20 protein-coding genes are annotated in these 18,744 nt (G+C 60.7%); 4 read left to right on the top strand and 16 right to left on the bottom strand.

From position 1 onward, the window contains the following. Positions 1-17: 17 nt before the first annotated feature. A complete protein-coding gene (locus tag FDG13_RS12270) occupies positions 18-1,583 on the bottom strand; it encodes a PAS domain-containing methyl-accepting chemotaxis protein (RefSeq protein WP_180128030.1) in 1,566 nt (521 codons plus the stop codon). A 212-nt stretch (positions 1,584-1,795) separates the two neighbouring features. Here FDG13_RS12270 and FDG13_RS12265 point away from each other — a divergent pair, with 212 nt between their 5' ends. Continuing rightward, on the top strand, positions 1,796-2,368 hold the full coding sequence (locus FDG13_RS12265; RefSeq protein ID WP_180128028.1) for a bacterioferritin: 573 nt from the start codon (positions 1,796-1,798) through the stop codon (positions 2,366-2,368). Then, a complete protein-coding gene (locus FDG13_RS12260) occupies positions 2,365-2,523 on the top strand; it encodes a DUF3309 family protein (protein ID WP_078366113.1) in 159 nt (52 codons plus the stop codon). The genes FDG13_RS12265 and FDG13_RS12260 overlap by 4 nt, the downstream gene beginning before the upstream one ends. 30 nt (positions 2,524-2,553) lie before the next feature. Here the strand turns inward: FDG13_RS12260 and FDG13_RS12255 are convergent, their stop codons facing one another. The 4 genes from FDG13_RS12255 to FDG13_RS12240 all read right to left on the bottom strand — a co-directional run bounded on the left by FDG13_RS12255 (position 2,554) and on the right by FDG13_RS12240 (position 5,370). Then, complete coding sequence (locus tag FDG13_RS12255; protein WP_180128026.1) at positions 2,554-2,934, bottom strand: rhodanese-like domain-containing protein; 381 nt, start codon at positions 2,932-2,934, stop codon at positions 2,554-2,556. Between the two features lie 76 nt (positions 2,935-3,010). Then, positions 3,011-3,610, bottom strand: a complete 600-nt coding sequence (locus FDG13_RS12250) for a bifunctional 2-polyprenyl-6-hydroxyphenol methylase/3-demethylubiquinol 3-O-methyltransferase UbiG (RefSeq protein ID WP_180128024.1) — start codon at positions 3,608-3,610, stop codon at positions 3,011-3,013. 29 nt (positions 3,611-3,639) lie between these two features. Next, on the bottom strand, positions 3,640-4,167 hold the full coding sequence (locus tag FDG13_RS12245) for a hypothetical protein (RefSeq protein WP_180128022.1): 528 nt from the start codon (positions 4,165-4,167) through the stop codon (positions 3,640-3,642). A gap of 132 nt (positions 4,168-4,299) precedes the next feature. After that, positions 4,300-5,370, bottom strand: coding sequence for a YeiH family protein (locus FDG13_RS12240; RefSeq protein ID WP_180128020.1), 1,071 nt, complete (start codon positions 5,368-5,370; stop codon positions 4,300-4,302). Positions 5,371-5,528: 158 nt separating this feature from the next. Here FDG13_RS12240 and FDG13_RS12235 point away from each other — a divergent pair, with 158 nt between their 5' ends. Beyond that, positions 5,529-6,497: a LysR family transcriptional regulator gene (locus tag FDG13_RS12235; protein WP_180128018.1), complete on the top strand. Its 969-nt coding sequence runs from the start codon at positions 5,529-5,531 to the stop codon at positions 6,495-6,497. Between the two features lie 10 nt (positions 6,498-6,507). On the opposite strand, the gene FDG13_RS12230 is transcribed toward FDG13_RS12235, so the two are convergent. The 4 genes from FDG13_RS12230 to FDG13_RS12215 form a co-directional block, all read right to left on the bottom strand. Continuing rightward, positions 6,508-6,975: a PaaI family thioesterase gene (locus FDG13_RS12230; protein ID WP_180128016.1), complete on the bottom strand. Its 468-nt coding sequence runs from the start codon at positions 6,973-6,975 to the stop codon at positions 6,508-6,510. Positions 6,976-7,047: 72 nt separating this feature from the next. Beyond that, positions 7,048-8,115 (bottom strand): ABC transporter ATP-binding protein, encoded by a 1,068-nt coding sequence (locus FDG13_RS12225; RefSeq protein ID WP_180128014.1) that lies wholly within the window; start codon positions 8,113-8,115, stop codon positions 7,048-7,050. Between the two features lie 5 nt (positions 8,116-8,120). After that, complete coding sequence (locus FDG13_RS12220; RefSeq protein WP_218942704.1) at positions 8,121-9,791, bottom strand: iron ABC transporter permease; 1,671 nt, start codon at positions 9,789-9,791, stop codon at positions 8,121-8,123. Positions 9,792-9,803: 12 nt separating this feature from the next. Then, entirely contained in the window at positions 9,804-10,811 is a 1,008-nt protein-coding gene (locus tag FDG13_RS12215; protein WP_180128012.1) for an extracellular solute-binding protein, read from the bottom strand. A gap of 191 nt (positions 10,812-11,002) precedes the next feature. Between FDG13_RS12215 and FDG13_RS21380 the strand changes: the two genes are divergently transcribed. Further along, complete coding sequence (locus FDG13_RS21380) at positions 11,003-12,253, top strand: DUF2325 domain-containing protein (protein WP_180128010.1); 1,251 nt, start codon at positions 11,003-11,005, stop codon at positions 12,251-12,253. 62 nt (positions 12,254-12,315) lie between these two features. Here FDG13_RS21380 and FDG13_RS12205 read toward each other — a convergent pair whose 3' ends face one another. From FDG13_RS12205 to FDG13_RS12175, 7 genes are all read right to left on the bottom strand, one after another. After that, positions 12,316-12,525: a hemin uptake protein HemP gene (locus tag FDG13_RS12205; RefSeq protein WP_180128008.1), complete on the bottom strand. Its 210-nt coding sequence runs from the start codon at positions 12,523-12,525 to the stop codon at positions 12,316-12,318. Continuing rightward, a complete protein-coding gene (locus FDG13_RS12200) occupies positions 12,525-12,935 on the bottom strand; it encodes a biopolymer transporter ExbD (protein ID WP_180128006.1) in 411 nt (136 codons plus the stop codon). Before FDG13_RS12200 ends, FDG13_RS12205 begins: the two co-directional genes overlap by 1 nt. A 2-nt stretch (positions 12,936-12,937) precedes the next feature. Beyond that, entirely contained in the window at positions 12,938-13,654 is a 717-nt protein-coding gene (locus tag FDG13_RS12195) for a MotA/TolQ/ExbB proton channel family protein (protein ID WP_180128004.1), read from the bottom strand. A gap of 27 nt (positions 13,655-13,681) precedes the next feature. Further along, entirely contained in the window at positions 13,682-14,365 is a 684-nt protein-coding gene (locus FDG13_RS21310; protein ID WP_304621515.1) for a TonB family protein, read from the bottom strand. A 155-nt stretch (positions 14,366-14,520) separates the two neighbouring features. Beyond that, the gene (locus FDG13_RS12185; protein WP_180128002.1) at positions 14,521-15,672 is read right to left on the bottom strand and encodes an alpha-hydroxy acid oxidase; all 1,152 of its coding nucleotides are present in this window, start codon (positions 15,670-15,672) and stop codon (positions 14,521-14,523) included. Continuing rightward, entirely contained in the window at positions 15,669-16,349 is a 681-nt protein-coding gene (locus FDG13_RS12180) for a Fe2+-dependent dioxygenase (RefSeq protein WP_180128000.1), read from the bottom strand. The genes FDG13_RS12185 and FDG13_RS12180 overlap by 4 nt, the downstream gene beginning before the upstream one ends. A 5-nt stretch (positions 16,350-16,354) precedes the next feature. After that, on the bottom strand, positions 16,355-18,625 hold the full coding sequence (locus tag FDG13_RS12175) for a TonB-dependent receptor (RefSeq protein WP_370528219.1): 2,271 nt from the start codon (positions 18,623-18,625) through the stop codon (positions 16,355-16,357). Positions 18,626-18,744: the final 119 nt, after the last annotated feature.

The raw sequence follows: 18,744 nt of genomic DNA, 5'->3' as shown, positions 1-18,744 counted from the left end.
GTTCAAATTTCTGGGCTTCAGCGCATCTGGAACACCTTGACCGCGCGCACCAGCGTGTCAGCGCGGGCCGTCAAGCCCTCGCAGTCAGCGCTGGCCTGCTGGGCTAGATCGGCGTTTTGCTGGGTGACCACATCCAGCAAATGCATCGCCTCACTGATCTGCGTCACCCCGGCAGCCTCGTCCTGGGTGGCCTGGGTGATTTCGCCGAGGCGGGCCGACACCTCACACACCGCATCCACCGCCGTGCGGATGGTGGTGGCGGCCACGTCCACCGTGAGGGTGCCCTGTGACACCTGTTCGACCGAGTCGTGGATCAGCTGGCGAATCTGCTGCGCCGCCGTGCTGCTGCGCTGCGCCAGGGCCCGCACCTCGGCGGCCACCACGGCAAAACCACGGCCATGCTCCGCCGCATGGGCGGCCTCCACCGCCGCATTGAGCGCCAGCAAATTGGTCTGAAAAGCCAGTTTCTCAATCACCTCAATGATCTCGGTGATGCGATCCGACGAGGACTCGATGGCATGCATCGAGGCCGACACCTGGTCAATCGCCCGCGCACCTTCGCTGGCCATGGCGCTGGCATTGGTGCTCAAGGTCGACAAGGCATGTGCGGTGTCGGCGGTGCGTTGGACGGTGTTGGCAATCTCGCGCACGGCGGAGGTCGTTTTTTCGACCTCCCCGGCCTGGGTCTCGGTGTGACTGGACAACTCCACACTGCCTTGATGGATGTCTTGTGCCGCCAGGTTGGCGCCTTTGACCTCGGCACGAACGTCGGCCACGATGGCACGCATGTTGAGGTTGCTTAGCCACAAACGGCGCATCAGCGCCCCCAGCGGACTGGTGTTGTTGTAGTCAATCTGGCCATTGAGGTTGCAACAGGCCAGGTCATTGGCCAGACGTGTGGCCTTGTTGATCGGGTGCACCAAAGCCCGGCGAAACCAGGCCCAGAACAAGCCAGCACCCACCAAGCCAGCAGCCCCCTGGGCGGCCAGCAAGGTCTGGGCATCCTGACCGGCCAACACCCAGGTGGGCAACAAGGCCAGCACCAAGATCATGAGCAGCCCCAGGCCGGTACGCTGGCTCAGTGTGATGCGGTGCAATTTGCCCGGCCAGTCGCGCCAGCCCACCTGGCGCAGACCACCTGCATGCAGCCTGACGCGGACCTTGCCACTGGCGCGCTGCGCGTGCAGCAGCGCGTAGGCCTGTTCGGCCGCCTGGATTTGCGCGCGTGTGGGTTTGAGCCGGACCGACATGTAGGCGCAGGGTTTGCCGCCCTCCATCACCGGCACCACATTGGCCTGCACCCAGTAGTGGTCACCGTTTTTGCGGCGGTTCTTGACAATGCCAGACCACGGCCTGCCACGCCCGATGGTGCCCCACAAGTCCTTGAACGCCTCGGGTGGCACATCCGGGTGGCGCACGATGTCATGTGGCTGGCCCAGCAGTTCGGTGTAGTCAAAACCACTGGCTTGCACAAACGCCTGGTTGCAGTGGGTGATGATGCCTTTGGTATCGGTGGTGGACACCAGCGTGACGCCGTCCTCAAGCTCAAACTCACGCTGGGTGACAGGAAGGTTTATTTTCATTCTTGAAACAACTTGTGGCAACGACAAACACAGAAACGCGACTATCAGGGAGCGTGTAAACCCTAGGTTTGTTCTATATCAAACGGCCTCGTTTTTACAAATGAACGAGCACGACCATGCTGCTGTCATGCGGCATTTGTGCGACATCACACAGACAGCCCGTTTCGGCACAGCCACCATCGGCTTGTTTTTAGCCAATACACAAGGACACCATGAACCACCCCACCCCAACGACCCCGCCCGACAGTTTGCGGCAGCAAGCGGGCATCCACATTGAACAAGGTGCGGTCACACCAGGTTACGCCGCTGACCGCCCGCAGGTGTTGCTCCGGCTCAACGCAGCCCTGGCCACCGAGCTGGTGTGTGTGCTGCGTTATCGCCGCCACCATTTTTTGGCACGCGGCATCCACTCCCAGGCTGTGGCTGCCGAATTTCTGGCACACGCCAATGAAGAGCTGGGTCATGCCGACCAGATTGCGGCGCGCATCGTGCAGCTCGGTGGTGAACCTGATTTTTCGCCAGCCACTTTGCTGGAACGCAGCCACGCCGACTACACGGACGGGAAAAACCTGTCTGACATGATTTCTGAAAACCTGATTGCCGAGCGCATCGCCATCGACAGCTACCGCCGCGACATTGTTTACCTGTCTGACCAGGACCCGACCACACGGCGCATGCTGGAGTCGATTCTGGCCGTCGAAGAAGAACACGCCGACGAGCTGGCTGACCTGTTGGACGGGCTGCCACCCGCACCCACCCAAACCAAAACCAAGGACACCCCATGAGCATCGGCACCATTCTTCTGATTGTTTTGATCCTGATGCTGATTGGCGCGATTCCCAGCTGGCCTCACAGCCGAAGCTGGGGTTATGGGCCCAGCGGCGGCATCGGGCTGGTGGTGCTGATCATCGTGATCCTGCTGGTGCTGGGGCGGATCTGAACCTGGGGCGGCCCTGTCTGGGCCCTGCCTTTACTCGAAAGAAGGCGTTTGCGGCTTGACAACCGGCTTGCCAGCGCCCAACCAGGCGTCAAAACCGCCCGCAATCGACTGCACGTGCTGGTAGCCCATCTCCTGCAAGGCCCTTGCCGCCAGCGCGGCACGGCCACTGGTCTTGCAATACAACACAAGTTTCAGGTCGCGCGCTTGCAGTGCGGGGTCGGCACTGAACTTGAACTCCAGCAAACCACGCGAGATGTGCACCGCACCAGCCAGGTGACCGGCGGCAAACTCGTCAGCCTCACGCACATCCACCAGCACATCGGCCTGGGCGATGGCTTGCTCGGCCTCGGCCAGGCTGAGCTCATGCACGTGGGATTTGGCAGCGGCAACCAGATCGTGAGCGGTTTTCATCGGCGTTTCCTCCAGAGTTTACTATCAACAATATAGCTATTATCCCAATGAATATAAGGGCAAAAGCCCAATTTCTTCAATTTTTCAGACCCAACCAGCGCGTCACATGCGCCACACCCTGGTGGCCCGGCCCTTCCGAGAGATTCACCTCACCATGCCAGCGCAACACCGGCGTCAACAGACCAGCAAAGTCCTGATCGAGCAGCTCAGGCGTGTAGAGCATGTCCGCGTCTTTGGGGCCACCACTGTTGTGCTGCAACTGAGTGGGATGGAAGGCCTCCAGTAGCAAGCAGCCACCGGGGCACAGCGCCTGGGCCAGACGCTGATGGGCCAGGCGACGAAAACTGTTGGGCAAGTGGGTGTAAATCAACACCACGGCGTCCACACTCTGCGGCTCGGGCACCCAGTCGGCCAGATCGGCCACAAGCGTGTTGAGCACCAGACCATGCTGCTGCGCCAGCGCTCTGGCTTTTTGCAGGCCCACCACCGAACTGTCGACCGAACTCACCCTGTGGCCCTGCGCGGCCAGCCACACCCCATTGCGCCCTTCACCATCACCCGGCACCAACACACGGCTTGCCGGTGCCAGCCGCGCCGCTTGGCCGCGCAAAAAGACATTGGGTTCGGTACCGTATTTAAAACCGGGCTCGGCAAACCTTTGGTCCCAGAAGTTCATGATTGAAGGGCTCTCGGTAAGAGGTCGGCTCAACGGTCCAGCGCAGCGCGCAGATCCGCTTCGGTGCTGACAAAGCTGATGCGGTTGATCAGGTGTTGGTCCAGCTCGATCAGCGTCACCGCATCACCTTCGCGCGGCCAGGCCGCGAGTGTGGCCTCATCGGTGGACACACCAATCGGGTAAGGCAACTTCTTCAGCGCTGGCAGCGCAAAGGTTCGGGTGATGATCCCGGGCATCTTGCCCATGTCGGCCAGATACACCGCGTTTTTGCGAGTCAACAGGTCCGGCGGCAACTTTTGCAACACCTCCTGCACCAGGTTGGAGGCCTGGCGACTGGCCGCAAACATCAACAAACGGGTGTCGGCGTCCATCTGCCATGGCTTGTCGTGCTGGTCTTTGAGTGCCAGCGCAGGCAGGCGTTGACCTACTTGCACGGTGGACGTGGTTTGTGCGCTTGTCACCTTGGGCAGGCCAGCTGCGGCGGCGAGCAGGCTGGTGATCACCAGCGCGCTGAAGGCACGCCGCGTGGACTGGGCAGTGGGAACAAATGGCAACATGGACATCGCTCAAAACATGATGAAGAAGGACTATGACGCGGCCAACAGTGGGGGCGTGTACAGAGCTTACCTCTTCAGGCTGGGACTCTCCCCCCCACCCGCGAAGGCCTTGAGCAGCAACGAGATCAAGCACTACAGCAGTGACAACACCGCGCGATGGATCAACGCACCGCCTACAACCAGCCAGACAAACAGCACACCCGCCAGCAGCAAAGGTTTGACGCCCGCATGGCGAACAGCCGACAGGTGGGTGGTCAAACCCAGGGCGGCCATCGCCATGGCCAGCAAAACCGTGTCGACATCGATGACCCACACCACCACCGGGTGCGGCAGCCACTGCAGGGAGTTGAAGGCCACCATGGCGATGAAGGCGAAGGCAAACCACGGCATGCGGATGTTTGACCACCTGCTCCTCGCTCCACGATGTGGGACGGGCCACTGTGCAGGGCGCTGATGACACGCCAGCCAGGCTGACAACCCCATCAGAAACGGGGCCAGCATCATCACCCTCACCATTTTGGTGATGACGGCCGTGTCGGCTGCTGCGCTGTCCACCGAGTGGGCGGCGGCCACCACCTGGGCCACTTCGTGAATGGTCGAACCGACGTACATGCCAAAACCATGGACACCTCCGCCAACCACCGGCCAGTGCTGGTTCAGCACAAACAGCCACGGGTACAGCCACATAGCCAGCGTGCCAAACACCACCACCGTGGCAACCGCCACGGTGACATGTTCGGCGCGGGCGCGCAGCACCGGCTCGGTCGCCATAACCGCTGCCGCACCACAAATCGAACTGCCAGCACCGATCAAGATGGCCGCTTTGGGCTCCAGCTTGAGCCAGCGTGTGCCCAGCAGGTAAGCCAGCGTGAAGGTCGAGCCCAGCACCAGCGCATCGATCAGCACACCGGCCAGGCCCACCTGGCCGATGTCGTGCAACGTCAGGCGCAGTCCGTACAGGACAATGCCCAGGCGCAGCAGCCGCTGTTTGGCCAACGTCACACCGGGCGCACAGGGTGCAGCCAGGCGCCCATACACGGTGTTGCCGAGCAAGATCCCCAGCAAGATCGCCAGACTGAGGGCACTCAGACCATGCTTGCGCAGCCAGTCCAGCTGACCCAGTGCCATCGCCACACTGGCCAAAACGCCACTGAGCAACACACCCGGTGCATAACGCTGCAGAACTGCGCGTGTATGTGTCATGGCTATCTGGGGGTAGGCAAGCTGTGCCAAGTCGCTGCGGGTCATGGTGTTGCTGAACGGGAAAACAAGTGTTCAGCGACTGTAGGTTGCTGCTACTTATTTGTAAAACAGCTTATTCAGCTAATAATTACCCATCCAATCGCTATACCCCCCGCACCATGCCTGTTTTGCATCTGACCCTGCGCCAATTGCAGATTTTTGCTGCGGTGGCGGGCTGTGGCAGCACCACGGCGGCCAGCACACAACTGGCACTGTCGCAGTCAGCCACCAGCTCGGCCATCAACGAACTGGAGCGCCTGCTGTCTCAAAGCCTGTTCGACCGCAGTGGCAAGCGCCTGCTGCTCAACAACAATGGCCGCGACCTGCTGCCGCGTGCACAAGCCCTGCTGGATGCAGCCATCACCATCGAGCAAAGCGCCCAGGACGGCCTGGCCCAGGCACACACCCTGCGTATTGGCGCCAGCACCACCATTGGCAACTATGTGCTGCCGAGCTTGCTGCGCCAGTTTCTGCAACCGTCAGCCGCGCCAAGCAGCGCCTGGCAGTCGCATGTGCTGATTGGCAACACCGAGGTGGTGTGTGAGGCGGTCGCGGCCTTTGAGCTGGATGTGGGTCTGATCGAAGGACCCGCACACCAACCCACATTGAGCATGACCCCCTGGCTGCAGGATGAACTGCTGTTGGTGAGCGCCCCGGACACCCCGCGCGAGATTGACCCGCAAGAAGCAAATGCCCAAACAGCCAAGGTGTCCACCGTGTCGCTCGACGCCTTGCGCGAGCGGGTCTGGTTACTGCGTGAACAGGGCTCAGGCACCCGCGAGAGCACCGACCAGCTGCTGTTGCCCTACCTGCATGCTTACCAGCGCAGCATGGTGCTGGGCAGCTCAGAAGCCATCAAGCTGGCTGCTGCCGAGGGCCTGGGCGTGGCCTGCCTGTCACACTGGGTGGTGGCAGACTTCATCGCGACCGGGCGGCTGCAGGTGGTCGCCAGCCCCTTGCCAAGCATGCGTCGCCAATGTTACCTGGTGGTCCACCGGGACAAAAGCAACACGCCGGCGCTGCGCCACTTTGTAGCGCAGGCCAACCTGTATGCCACTGCGCGTGGGGCTTTGGCCCCGAACCAGTGAGTGCTGTGTGTCAAGCCGCTGCGCCGAAGTTGTCCGGCATCTGGATCGCCACCACGTCACCCCGTGCGGTGGCTACACCATCGGCGTAGACCGTCGCCTCCACCACCACCTTGCGGCCCTTGATCTCCTTGATGCGGCCACGAATCTCCAGCGTGACGTTGATCGGTGTGGGCTTGAGGTAGTCCACATGCAATGAGCCGGTGACAAACCGGAACGCGGGCAAACTGTCCATCGCCCGCCCCTCTTGCCGATACATCGCCGCTGCAGCAGTGCCGGTGCCGTGGCAGTCGATCAGCGAGGCCAGCAAACCGCCGTAGGTGTAGCCGGGCACAGCGGTGTGGTAAGGCTCGGGGGTGAAACGGGTCACCGTCTCGTCCCCATCCCAATAGGTCTTGATGCGGTGGCCGTGCTCGTTGTTGGCACCACAGCCATAACAATGCGACAGGTTATCAGGGTAATACTCTTGAAAAGCTTTCATGGGGCATCCTGCAAAAGTTGTGGGCAACAGCTGGGCCAAATGTAGCAGGCAGCGCCCTGACACCGTCCCCAGTCACTCAGCAGGGAAAGCCACCACATGGTCCGCCGCCAGGCGGATGCCAATCTGCTCACCCACCGCATGGTTATGGTGCGAGGGCACCAGCGACAACACGCGTTGGCCGCTGGGCAGCAGTAAGCCGTACAAAAACTCGGCCCCGCGAAACGCCTTGCTCTCGACCCTGGCCAACAACGGGCTGCTGTCGTCGTGCTCGATGTCATCCGGCCGCAGCAACACGTCGACCAGACAACTGTGGGTGCCGTCCGGGCTGACCGTTGGGCGGCATGACACCGGCACCCGGGCGTCCAGCACACCCAGTTCAATCGACACCTGCTGCTGGCCCAGCACCTCGCCCGGCAAAAAAGCGCCCTGCCCGACAAAGTCGGCGACAAAACGGTTGACCGGTCGGTGGTACAGGTTGTAGGGCGTGTCCCACTGCTGGATGCGGCCCTGGTGCATCACACCCACCCAATCCGCCAGGGAAAACGCTTCGTGCTGGTCGTGGGTGACGATCAGCGCGGTACTGGCTTCGCGTTTGAGGATGTCACGCACCTCAATCGACAAGCGCTCACGCAATTCCACATCCAGGTTGGAAAACGGCTCGTCCATCAGGATCAGGCGCGGGCGTGGCGCCAGTGCGCGAGCCAGGGCCACACGCTGCTGCTGCCCGCCCGAAAGCTGGTGCGGGAACTGCTTGGCCTGGCCGCTCAGCCCCACCAGCGCCAGCAGCTCTGCCACCCGCGCCGCAGCCACTGCCTTGGACTGGCCGTGCAGGCCAAAAGCCACGTTGTTGGCCACCGTCAAATGGGTGAACAACGCATAGTCCTGGAACACCATACCCACACCGCGCTGTTCGGCGGCCAACATCCAGCCCGGTCGGCTGACCAGGGTGTTGCCAATGGCCACCTCACCCTGCTGGATCGCCTCAAAACCCGCGATACAGCGCAGTGCCGTGGTTTTGCCACAGCCCGATGGCCCGAGCAGGCAGCCGATGTCCCCCTTCTCGAGCGAAAAACTCAGGTCGGTGATGACGGGTCGGGTGCCGTAAGACTGCGACACCCCTTGAAGCAACAATTCAGGCATAAAGATCAACAGCGCAGCTTATCCGCGCGCCAGGTCAAAAACAAAATTGGAACCAGCCCCACCAGCACAATCGCCAGCGACGGCAGCGCCGCGCGCTCCCACTGGCCTTCGGAGGTCATCTCATACACCCGCACCGCCAGCGTGTCCCAGCCAAACGGCCGGGTCATCAGGGTGATCGGCATTTCTTTCATGATGTCAACAAAAGCCAGCGCAGCGGCGGTGCTCAGGCTGGCGCGCAACATCGGCAGGTGCACCCGCCCCAACAATCGGCTGGTGCGCGTGCCCAGGCTGCGGGCGGCCTCGTCCACATTGCGGGTGATGCGCTGCAGCCCACTGTCCATCGGGCCAAAACCCACCGCCAAGAAACGCACCAGATAGGCCAGCAACATCACCAGCAGAGAGCCTTTGAAAACCTCGGTGCCCTGAAAACCAAACCAATCCCGCGCCAGGTCAATCAGGACATTGTCCAGGGCCGCCACCGGGATGAACAGCCCCACCGCCAGCACCGCACCCGGAAAGGCGTAACCCAGCGTGGCCAGGCGCTGCGTCCAGCGCATCAAGGCGCTGGGCCGCTGGCGACCGGCATACGCCAGCAGCACCGAGAACACTACAACTAACAGAGCACCCAGCCCAGATAATATAAGGGAGTGCCAGGCAAAAGACCAATAACGGGCGTCCAGGTCTTGCACCGCCACATCCAGCGTCCACACCACCAGTTGGGCCACCGGCACCCCAAACGCCAGCAACAGCACCAGCCCCGAGTAGAGGGATGCCAGCGCAGCCATGACCGGTGACAACACAATGCGGCGCGATACACCACTGCGCCCCACCGCCGCATAACGCATCTGGGCGCGTGAACGCTGCTCCAGCACCACCACGACCAGCACAAACAGGATCAACACCGAGGCCAGTTGGGCGGCTGCTGGCAAAGAAAACAAGCTGTACCAGGCCTTGTAGATGGCGGTGGTGAAGGTGTCGATGTTGAAAATCGCCATGGTGCCGAAGTCGGCCAGGGTCTCCATCAGCGCCAGCATCAGACCCGCCACGATCCATGGCCGCGCCATCGGCAGCGCCACCCGGACAAAACCTTGCGTGCGCGACAAACCCAGCGACTGCGCCGCCTCCAGTGCCATCGCGCCCTGAGTGGCAAAAGCGTTTTTCGAGATCAGGTAAACATAGGGGTACAGCGCCAGCGACAGCACCATCACCACCCCACCACGTGAACGCACTTCAGGCAGGCCGGTGATGCCCCAGCTTTCACGCAACCAACTCAGCAACGGGCCGCTGAAGTCCAGCAAGTCGATGGCGACAAAGGCCGTCACATAGGCGGGCAAAGCCAGGGGCAAGAGCAGCGCCCAGTCAAACAGGCGACGCCCCGGAAACTCACACATGGCCACCAGCCAGGCCAGTGACACCCCCAGCAGCGTCACCCCGAAGCCAACGCCCAGCAACAGCCAGAAGGTGTTGACCAGCAACTCCGGTAACACAAACTCACTGAGGTGCGACAGGATTGAGCCGTCGATCCGGGCGAACGACGACAGACTGACCACCACCGGCACCAAGACCAGCGCGGCCAGCAGCAGCGCAAACAGGACCCAACCGTCTACCCGAAAGCGCTTTTGGGGGGCAGCGACCGCAGTTGCTGCTGCCGGCAAGGAGATACTGCCCTCAGGCACAGACAGCCCGGATCACTTGTAACCGACGCGGTCCATCAGCTTCACGGCCTGCGCCTGCAGACTGCCCGCGTCTTTCACATTGATCAGGTTCGGCTGGAAGCTGCCCCAGGCGGCCACCGTGGCAGCGGGCTTGACCTTGGGGTTCACCGGGTACTCCAGGTTGTTGTCGGCAAACTGGTTTTGCGCCAGATCAGACGACAACCATTCGATCAGCTTTTGCGCGCCAGCCGGGTTTTTGGCATGCCGTGTCACACCCGCGCCGGACACATTGACGTGTACACCGGCGTCTTTGGACGTCAGGTTCTGGTTGGGCCAGAAAATGGCCAGCGGGTATTTGGGTTGGGTCGCCATCAAGCGGCCATAGTAATAGGTGTTGACCACGGTGACCGCACATTGGCGGTTGGCCACCGCCTCCATGGCTTTGTTGTCATCGGCAAAAGGCGCGGTGGCCAGGTTGTTGACCCAGCCTTTGACAATCGCCTCGGTTTTGGGTTCACCGTGCTCGGTGATCATCATCGCCACCAGACTCTGGTTGTAGACCTTCTTGGCGGTGCGCAGGCACAAACGACCTTTCCACTTGGGGTCAGCCAAGTCTTCGTAGGTGGACAACTCGGACGGTTTCACCATGGTGGTGTTGTACACGATGGTGCGCGCGCGCACCGACAAACCAAACCACTCGTTGCCCGGGTCGCGCAGGTGGGCTGGCACGTTGTCTTGCAAGGCCTTGGACTGGATCGGGCGCAACAGCCCCTGGTGCGAGGCTTGCCATAAGTTACCGGCATCGACCGTGAGCAACATGTCGGCGGGTGTGTTCTGACCCTCGGCTTTCAGGCGTTCCATCAGCGGGCCTTCGGCGCCGGTGATGAACTTGATCTGGACACCGGTATCGCGGGTGTAGGCATCAAACAGCGGTTTGATCAACTGCTCGGCGCGGGCGGAATACACCACCACGTCTTCGGCGGATGCACTCAATGCGGTAGCGGCCAGAACAAGGGCGGCCATCAGTGGCGGAAATGTCATGTCGGAAGGTCCTTCAGCAAGTTGTTGACAGAACAGTCATCTTACATCGAATGCGAATAGTTATCACTTGTGGGGAAATCATGCATAATCCATCACCAATGGGAATAACTCTCATTTAAACCAATGCAACCTGCCCCTCAGGTGCAAGGTGCCAGCCATCCGCTTCGTGAAACCAGAAACAGGAGAGCCTTGTGTGCCAAACCCACGCCATCGCTGACCATACCGCCACCAAGCCGATCAGTCCAGCCGCAGCGTCACCTGCGGTCGTTCAGACCACCACAGGCTCGCGCCGACGCAAGCTGTGGGAACTGGAAGACCGCGCATTTTGCCCGGTGATTGGTGTCTGCTTGCCGATTCCGGTCCTGCGGCGGGTGGTGAACAAGACGTTTCGCGGGCACAACGTCGACACCGACTACGCCCTGCATTCCGGCGCCGTGGGGCAATGTGGCAGTCGCACTCCCTTGGCCGAAGGCATGCAGCGCGAACTGGAGCAGCGGTATGCCCTGGCAATACGCCAGGCCACCAGCGTCAAAACCACCGAGGCGCTGGGCCACTGGTGGAATGAGGCTTCACAAAAAGACCTGGCTGGTCCGCTCTGGGCCACATTGACACATCCGCGCTGCAGTACCGACCTGGAGCGTCAGATCCTCGGTGAAGTGCACATGCTGCAACACCAGGTGGGTGCTGCACAACGCGCTGACCTGCAACGCCTGCAAACCCTGACAGATCACAACACTACGCTGACACGTGAGCTGGCCAATGCGCAACAACGCATCAACCAGTTGGCCAACGAGGGGGCGAACCGCCTCAAGATGCTGCAAGACCAGGTTTTACATCTGCGCACCGAGGTCATCAGCCGTGACACTCGCCTGGCCAACTTGCAACAACAGTTGAGCGCCCTGGAGGCCTCGGTGCCAGACCTGGCATGCCGCACCAAACAGGCGGCCGACCTGGCCCAACAAACCAAACAGATCCAGGCCCTGGAACGTGCCTTGCAGCAGGCACAACAGGACAATGAGCGCAACAGCCGCGTGATCGACATTCAAGCTGCTGAACTCAAACGCCTGGCGCCGCAGACCGACGCAGCGCTCACGGATGAAGCATCTGCCCCTCTCAAACCCGTCCAACTGGAGGACCGTGCCGTGTTGTGTGTGGGTGGGCGCACAGCCAGTGTGCCGCAGTACCGCGACATCATTGAAAGTGTTGGCGCCCGATTTGCCCACCACGATGGTGGTGAAGAAGAAAGCCTGACCAAACTCGACACCACGCTGGCAGCGGCCGATCTGGTGATCTGCCAGACCGGTTGTATCAGCCACAACGCCTATTGGCGCGTCAAAGACCACTGCAAACGTACCGGCAAACAATGCCTGTTTGTGGAAAACCCAGGTACTGCCAGCCTCAAACGCGCCCTGTCGGAGTTACAACACACCGCTGTGGCATGAGTTGCTGCACCCAGATGGATTGACCAAACCCAGACCGTTGACGGCCTGGGTTTGGTGCTGGCTTATTTGGTTAGGATGAGTTTGCCCAGTTTGGTGACCTGCAGGCGGTAAATCACACCCTCGTGCTCGATCGGCACCGACCTGAAACCACGCAATACTGCGGCGCTGGACACAGGCGATGGCGAGGCCAGACCACGCAGGTTGGCAGACTGTGCCGCCAAAGGCTGGGCGGCAACCCCTGCTTGGGTATCGTGAGCAGACTGCTGTGCCATCACTGCCCGGGCTCCGTGACAAAACCGATTTTGCGCAAGCCTGCCCGCTGTGCGGCCGCCATAACTTGCGCCACACGTTCATAACGCACCGCCTTGTCACCCCGCAAGTGCAACTCGGGTTGCGGCTCACGCGCGGCCTCGGTTTGTAACAACCCCGGCAAAGCAGACTCACTTACCAGGGCTTCGTTCCAGTAGTACTGGCCCTGCGCGTCCACACTGAGCCGGATGGTCTGCGGCAAAACCACTTGCGGCTGGTTGGCTGCCACCGGCAAGTCCACATTGACCGAGTGCTTCATCACCGGAATGGTGATGATGAAAATAATCAGCAACACCAGCATGACATCCACCAGCGGTGTCATGTTGATCTCACTCATCACATCGTCGGCATCGGATTGGGTTCCAAAAGCCATGCTCAGGCCCCCTTCTTCATCACCACAACATTGCTGGCACCGGTCGAATTCACCCGTGCCCCCGTAACAAAGAAGGCGTGCAGATCATGGGCAAAGCTGCCCAGCTTGTTCAGGATCGCCTTGTTGCCACGCACCAGGGCGTTGTAACCCAGCACCGCCGGAATCGCCACCGCCAGGCCCAGCGCCGTCATGATCAAGGCTTCACCCACCGGACCGGCCACTTTGTCGATGGTCGACTGACCCGACATACCAATACTGAGCAGCGCATGGTAGATGCCCCACACCGTGCCAAACAGACCCACAAAAGGTGCGGTTGACCCCACCGACGCCAGGATCGCCAAGCCAGACTGCAGGCGTGCGGTGATCTCATCCATGGCATTGCGCAGGCAACGTGTCACCCAGTCGCTGACATCCAGGCTGTCATGCAGATGTACCTTGCTGTTGCGGTGGTGTGCGGCAGCTTCCCGACCTTCAAGAACGATCTGGCGGAACGGGTCCGACGGATCCAAGCCCAGTTTGTCCAAGGCCGCAGCAAAGTCTTCGCTGTGCCAGAAGTCCGCCGCCTGTCTGGCCTGCTTGCGGTATTTGATGATGTCCAAGGTTTTGAGTGCAATCACGATCCAACTGGCCATTGACATCAGCAGCAACAGCACAGCCACCCCCTTGGTCACCCAGTCACCCTGGGTCCAGACATTGACGATGCCGAATTGCGATTCCATTGATAACACTCCTGATTAAAAAATAAGTTACTCAAGCACCCAATTGATGGGCACGTTAAAAGACATGGTGGTGGGCACGCCGTTGCGTTTGCCCGGGATGTAACGCCAGCGCATCACAGCGGTCAGAGCAGCCTGATCCAGTGCATCAAAACCGCTGGACTTCACCAATCGGGCACTCACCGGCAAACCATCGGTACCAATCAACACACTGTGAATCACCAAACCCTGCTCACCGCGACGTTTGCTGGCCGAGGGGTACACCGGCTTGGGGTTCTGCAAATAGTCCGCATCACTGGAAGGCAGCACCACACTCACAGGTGCAGGAGGCGCCGGTGTCGGCGACTCCACGGGTGCTGCGATGGGTGCCAGTGGCGCAACCGGCACCACCGGCACCGTCCAGGCTTCGGGCGCCGGGGTTTCGGTCCGTACCGCCAGTGTCTGTGGCACAACCGGGGTTTTGGGTTGGGTTACTGGGCGCTTGACCACCACTGGCGGCGCAGGCGGCATCACACGGGGCGCAGGTGGCTCAATAAATTCGCTCAGCATCTGCACCGGCACCACCATCTCGACCGCCTGGCGCAACAGCCCACTTTGCAGCGCCCACAGCGCCAGGGCGTGGAACACCAGGACATAGGCCACCACCACAAAAGGACGCCGGTCTGCGGCCGACATCGACAGCCAGGTTGAGCGTCGCTGTGTCAGAGACCTCATTTGCGCAAAACCCAGGCAGCCGCCACAAAAACCATGACCGCACTGCCCCCGAGAATGAAAAGTGTGTTCATGAAACAGCCCTTTCGAAGTGAATACATTCTTTATTATAAATACGAGTAATTCGCATTACATGACGTCGATCAATCATTTTCTTGTTATTTGCTGGCCCAAGCAGCAGACACATCTCTCTCCGTCGAGAACAGGCAATCACAGCCCGGCACCAAACGGTCGCAGCCACACAAAGCCATGGCCATTTCCAGTTCATCACGCAACAGACGCAGCACATGTGCCACGCCCAAAGCACCGGCATTGGCCAGGCCATAGATGTAGGGGCGACCAATCAACACCGCGTTGGCACCCAGCGCCACGGCTTTGAGAACATCGGTGCCACGGCGAATGCCACCATCCACCAACAGGGGCACATCGGCGCCCAGCGCCTGGCGAATGCGCGGCAGCACAGCAGCGGTTGCGGGTGCGGTGTCCAGCGTGCGCCCACCGTGGTTGGACACCACCAGACCCGCCACACCCAGTTGCACGGCCTGGCGTGCATCGTCCGGGTGCATCACACCTTTGAGCAACACCGGTAATTTGGTTTGGGACAGCAGCCAGTCGATGTCGGCCCAGCTTGTGGCGACTTGTAACAAGCCACCACACAAAGCACTTTGCCCCGGCACTTGAGTCGAGGCGGGTACGGGTGGCAAACCGGCCAGATTCACCGCCGACACGCCGGGTGGCAGGCGAAAGCCGACACGCCGCTCTCGGTCACGGGCGCCATTCACCGGGGCATCCACGGTCACCATCAGCGCCTCATACCCTGCCCGTTCGGCGCGCTGCACCAGTTCACGGTTAAAAGCCCGATCTGGCGTCAGATACAACTGAAACCACAAGGGGCCACGCTCCGGGTCGCTCACCACCGACTGGGCCACGGTTTCGAGCCGGATGCTGGCCTGGGTACTCAGCACCAAACCCGCCTGCTGGGCCGAAGCAGCGCAGGCGGTGGCCACTTCGCCGTCCGGGTGCGCCATACGCTGGTAGGCCACTGGGGCCAAAAAAATCGGGTGTGCCAGGGTGCGCCCCAGCAAGGCCACCTGGGTATGTGCGCCGCTCAGATCACGCAAAACCCGGGGTTGCAGCAGCTGTTGTTGCCACGCGACCACATTGGCTTGCAAGCTCAACTCGTCGGCAGCACCACCGCTGAAATAAGCCCAAGCATTGGCATCGAGTCGGCTGCGCGCCAAAACCTCGTGGTCTGCCAGACTCACCACACCCGCAGGCAACCCTGCCAGCGCAGGCGTTTGTTCACTCATGTGTCCGCCCAGCCGCGCAGCAGGTTGTGGTAGACCCCGGTGAGCGCGGTGGTTTCGTCACTTTCGCCATGTTGCTGGCGCAGGCGCAGCAGGTTCATGTCCAGCTCAAACAACAGACGACGCTGTTCATCACTGCGCACCATGCTCTCGATCCACAAAAAACAGGCCACCCGGTGACCACGTGTGACGGGCTTGACCTGATGCAGGCTGGTGCCTGGGTAAAGCACCGCGTGCCCTGCAGGCAGCTTCACCGCTTGTTGACCATAGGTGTCGGCGATGGTGAGTTCACCACCGTCATAGTCGTCCGGGTCGTTCAAGAACACCGTGCAAGACACATCGGTGCGCACCTTTTGACCGTTGGGCAGCGCCCGGATGGCGTTGTCGATGTGGTTACCGTAATAGTTGCTCTCACCACCATAACGGTTGACACGGGGTGTGAACACCCGTTTGGGCAAGGCCGCTGAGAAAAAGGTGCTGCTGCGGTCTAAGCCGCGCAGCACCATTGCCCGAATTTGCTGCGCTGCCTCACACTCATGCGGCAATTGCTGGTTGTTTTTGACCAGCGCCGCCTGCTCGCCTGCACTGGCGCGCCCATCAGCCCAGGGCGCGCTGGCCAGCAGCGCGCTCACGTTGTTGACCTCGTCAGGCGTCAGGATATGAGGTAGCGTCAACAACATGGTGCTCAGAACTTGAAGCTGCCCGTGACTTGAACTAAGCGCCCCGCACCCGGGATGTAATGCCCCGAGTACAGCTGGTCAGCGTACAGCTTGTTGGTGATGTTGCTGACACTGGCCTTGAAGGTGACCTTCTCGTTCATCTTGTACTCGGCCATCACATCCGCCGTGACCCAGCTGGGCACTTCCCAGCCGGGGTTGCGAATAGGTGTCTGGCGGCCACGGAAGTTGATGCCTGCCCCCACACGCCATTGGGCGTTGAGTTGGTAGGTGTTCCAGAACGAGCCACTGTGGTAAGGCGTATTGGAGGGGCGTGTGCCCTCACCTTCCGAGCCAGCCACACCGACGTCAATCTTCGCCACCGGCATCCACATGTACGAGGCATAAATTTCCCACTGCGGCGTGAGCCTGCCAGCGATGTCAATCTCTGCCCCGGCCACATGGCGTTTGCCTGAGAGCGTGACCAGATCGACCAGTGGATCGGTGTTGCGCTCATGCAGTTTGGTAGATCGGAAGACCGCGACCCGGGTGGTGAAGCGCTGGTCTTCGGTATCGAGTTTGGCACCCAACTCGATGTTGACACTCTGCTCGGGCGGGATGTTGGCATTGGTCGCCCCCAGCGAATAGGCATCACCGGAGGTGTTGAACGAGGTGGCTGCCGAGAAGTGGTAAGAATGCAGATCATTGGGTTGGTACAACACACCCACACGCTTGCTGAGTTCCGACACCTTCATCTGATAGCTGGCTTGCGAAGCCACATTGGAGTTGGACAGGTTGTAACTGGTGTAGTCGCCACTCAGATGGTCAAACCGCAGCCCTGCCAGCACTTTCCAGTGTGGCGCTACTTCAACCAAGTCCTGCATGTAGGCACCCCAGCCGCTGGAGGTGTAGTCACTGGTTGTACGCAGCACACGAGAAGACTCATTCACCCAGGCACCATCGTTGGGAGCACCCACGGTGGTGGCAGGTTTGGTTGGCACCACCCCACCCTGCGTGGCCGAGCGGGCACCGTAGACCGTTTTGGTTTCACGCGCCACATCAACACCGGTCAACAACTCGTGCTGCAAACCCCAGGCCTGGAACTTGGTCTGGTAATCACTTTGGGCATACAGGGTGTCCATATCCTGAATCTTCAGCTGGGTGCCACGCGTCAACACCGTGGCATTGCTGAAATTGCTCAGGTTGGCATTGGTCACCGTCGGGCAAGCGGCGTTAGGGGCGTAAACACCTGCCTGGTTGGTGCTGCCCTGACACAAGCGCACCGTACCCGCCCGCTGATCACGGGTGTATTCACCCTTGCGAATCTGGGTTTTGAGCGTGCTGTCAGCATCAAAACGGTGCGTGTGGGTGAAGGTGCCGGTGGTGGCGGTGCCCGCGTTGTAGTCGCTGGCCATGCCGTAATACGCGGTCGGGTCCAGCGGCAAGGTGGTGGTAGCGCTGGTAGGGGATGACGCAGTCGGCCGAATCCACGGCATGCCGTAGTTCATGCCATTGTTGTTATCCAGGTGGTAAAGGCTGGCCGAGAACTCGTCTTTTTCACCAATGTTCCAGCGGTAGGTGGCTGAAATACCCTTCTTGTCCAGGCTGCTGCCCGCACCGTTGTTGTCGGCCTCGGTGACCATGGTGTTGATGCGCAAGGCGGCATCGTCGGCCGTCTGGATGTTGAAGTCACCCACCACACGGCGGTGGTTGTGGCTGCCGACAGTCACATCCACCTGGTTGTCACCAAACAGGGTCGGCGCCTTGTTGACCAGGTTCACTGCGCCACCTGTGGAGCCACGGCCAAACAACATCGAGGCGGAACCACGCATCACCTCCATACGGTCCAGGCTGAAGGTGTCACGCTCGTAAAAAGCCGGGTCACGCATGCCATCCACAAAAATGTCGCCAGTGGAGGCCAACGAAAAACCGCGCAGCTTGATGTCTTCCTCACCGCCCTCCGCCGCCTGGAACGAGATGCCAGCAGTCACTTTCAAGGCCTCTTTGACAGTGTCCAGATTGCGCTCATCAATCAGCCGCTCGGTCACCACGGTGACTGACTGAGGGATGTCGCGCAGTTGTTGCACACCCTTGCCGATGGTGGTCTGGGTGGCGCGAACCGAGTCACGGCCTTCAGGCGCCTCCGCCTTCTCCTTGACCACCACCGGCTTGAGGGTTTTGTCATAGGCCGTGGTGGTTTCTTGCGCCAGCGCACTCATGGAGCCCGCCAACAACATGGCACCAATCGGCAGCAATTGCGGGTTAACTATTGATTTAGTAGCACTACACCCTTTTACCATAAGGTCTACAGGCATTTTTTTAGTAAATTTTGGATGTGGTTGTGTCATAGCGTTTGGTACCTGGTTGGGTGTTGGCTGGCTAGGACACAGGCACCGTAGAACGGTGACGTGACTTGACT

This window comes from Rhodoferax sp. BLA1 (genome assembly GCF_013416775.1).
Lineage (GTDB): Bacteria > Pseudomonadota > Gammaproteobacteria > Burkholderiales > Burkholderiaceae_C > Rhodoferax.
This window is presented reverse-complemented; position numbering and strand designations above follow the sequence as displayed.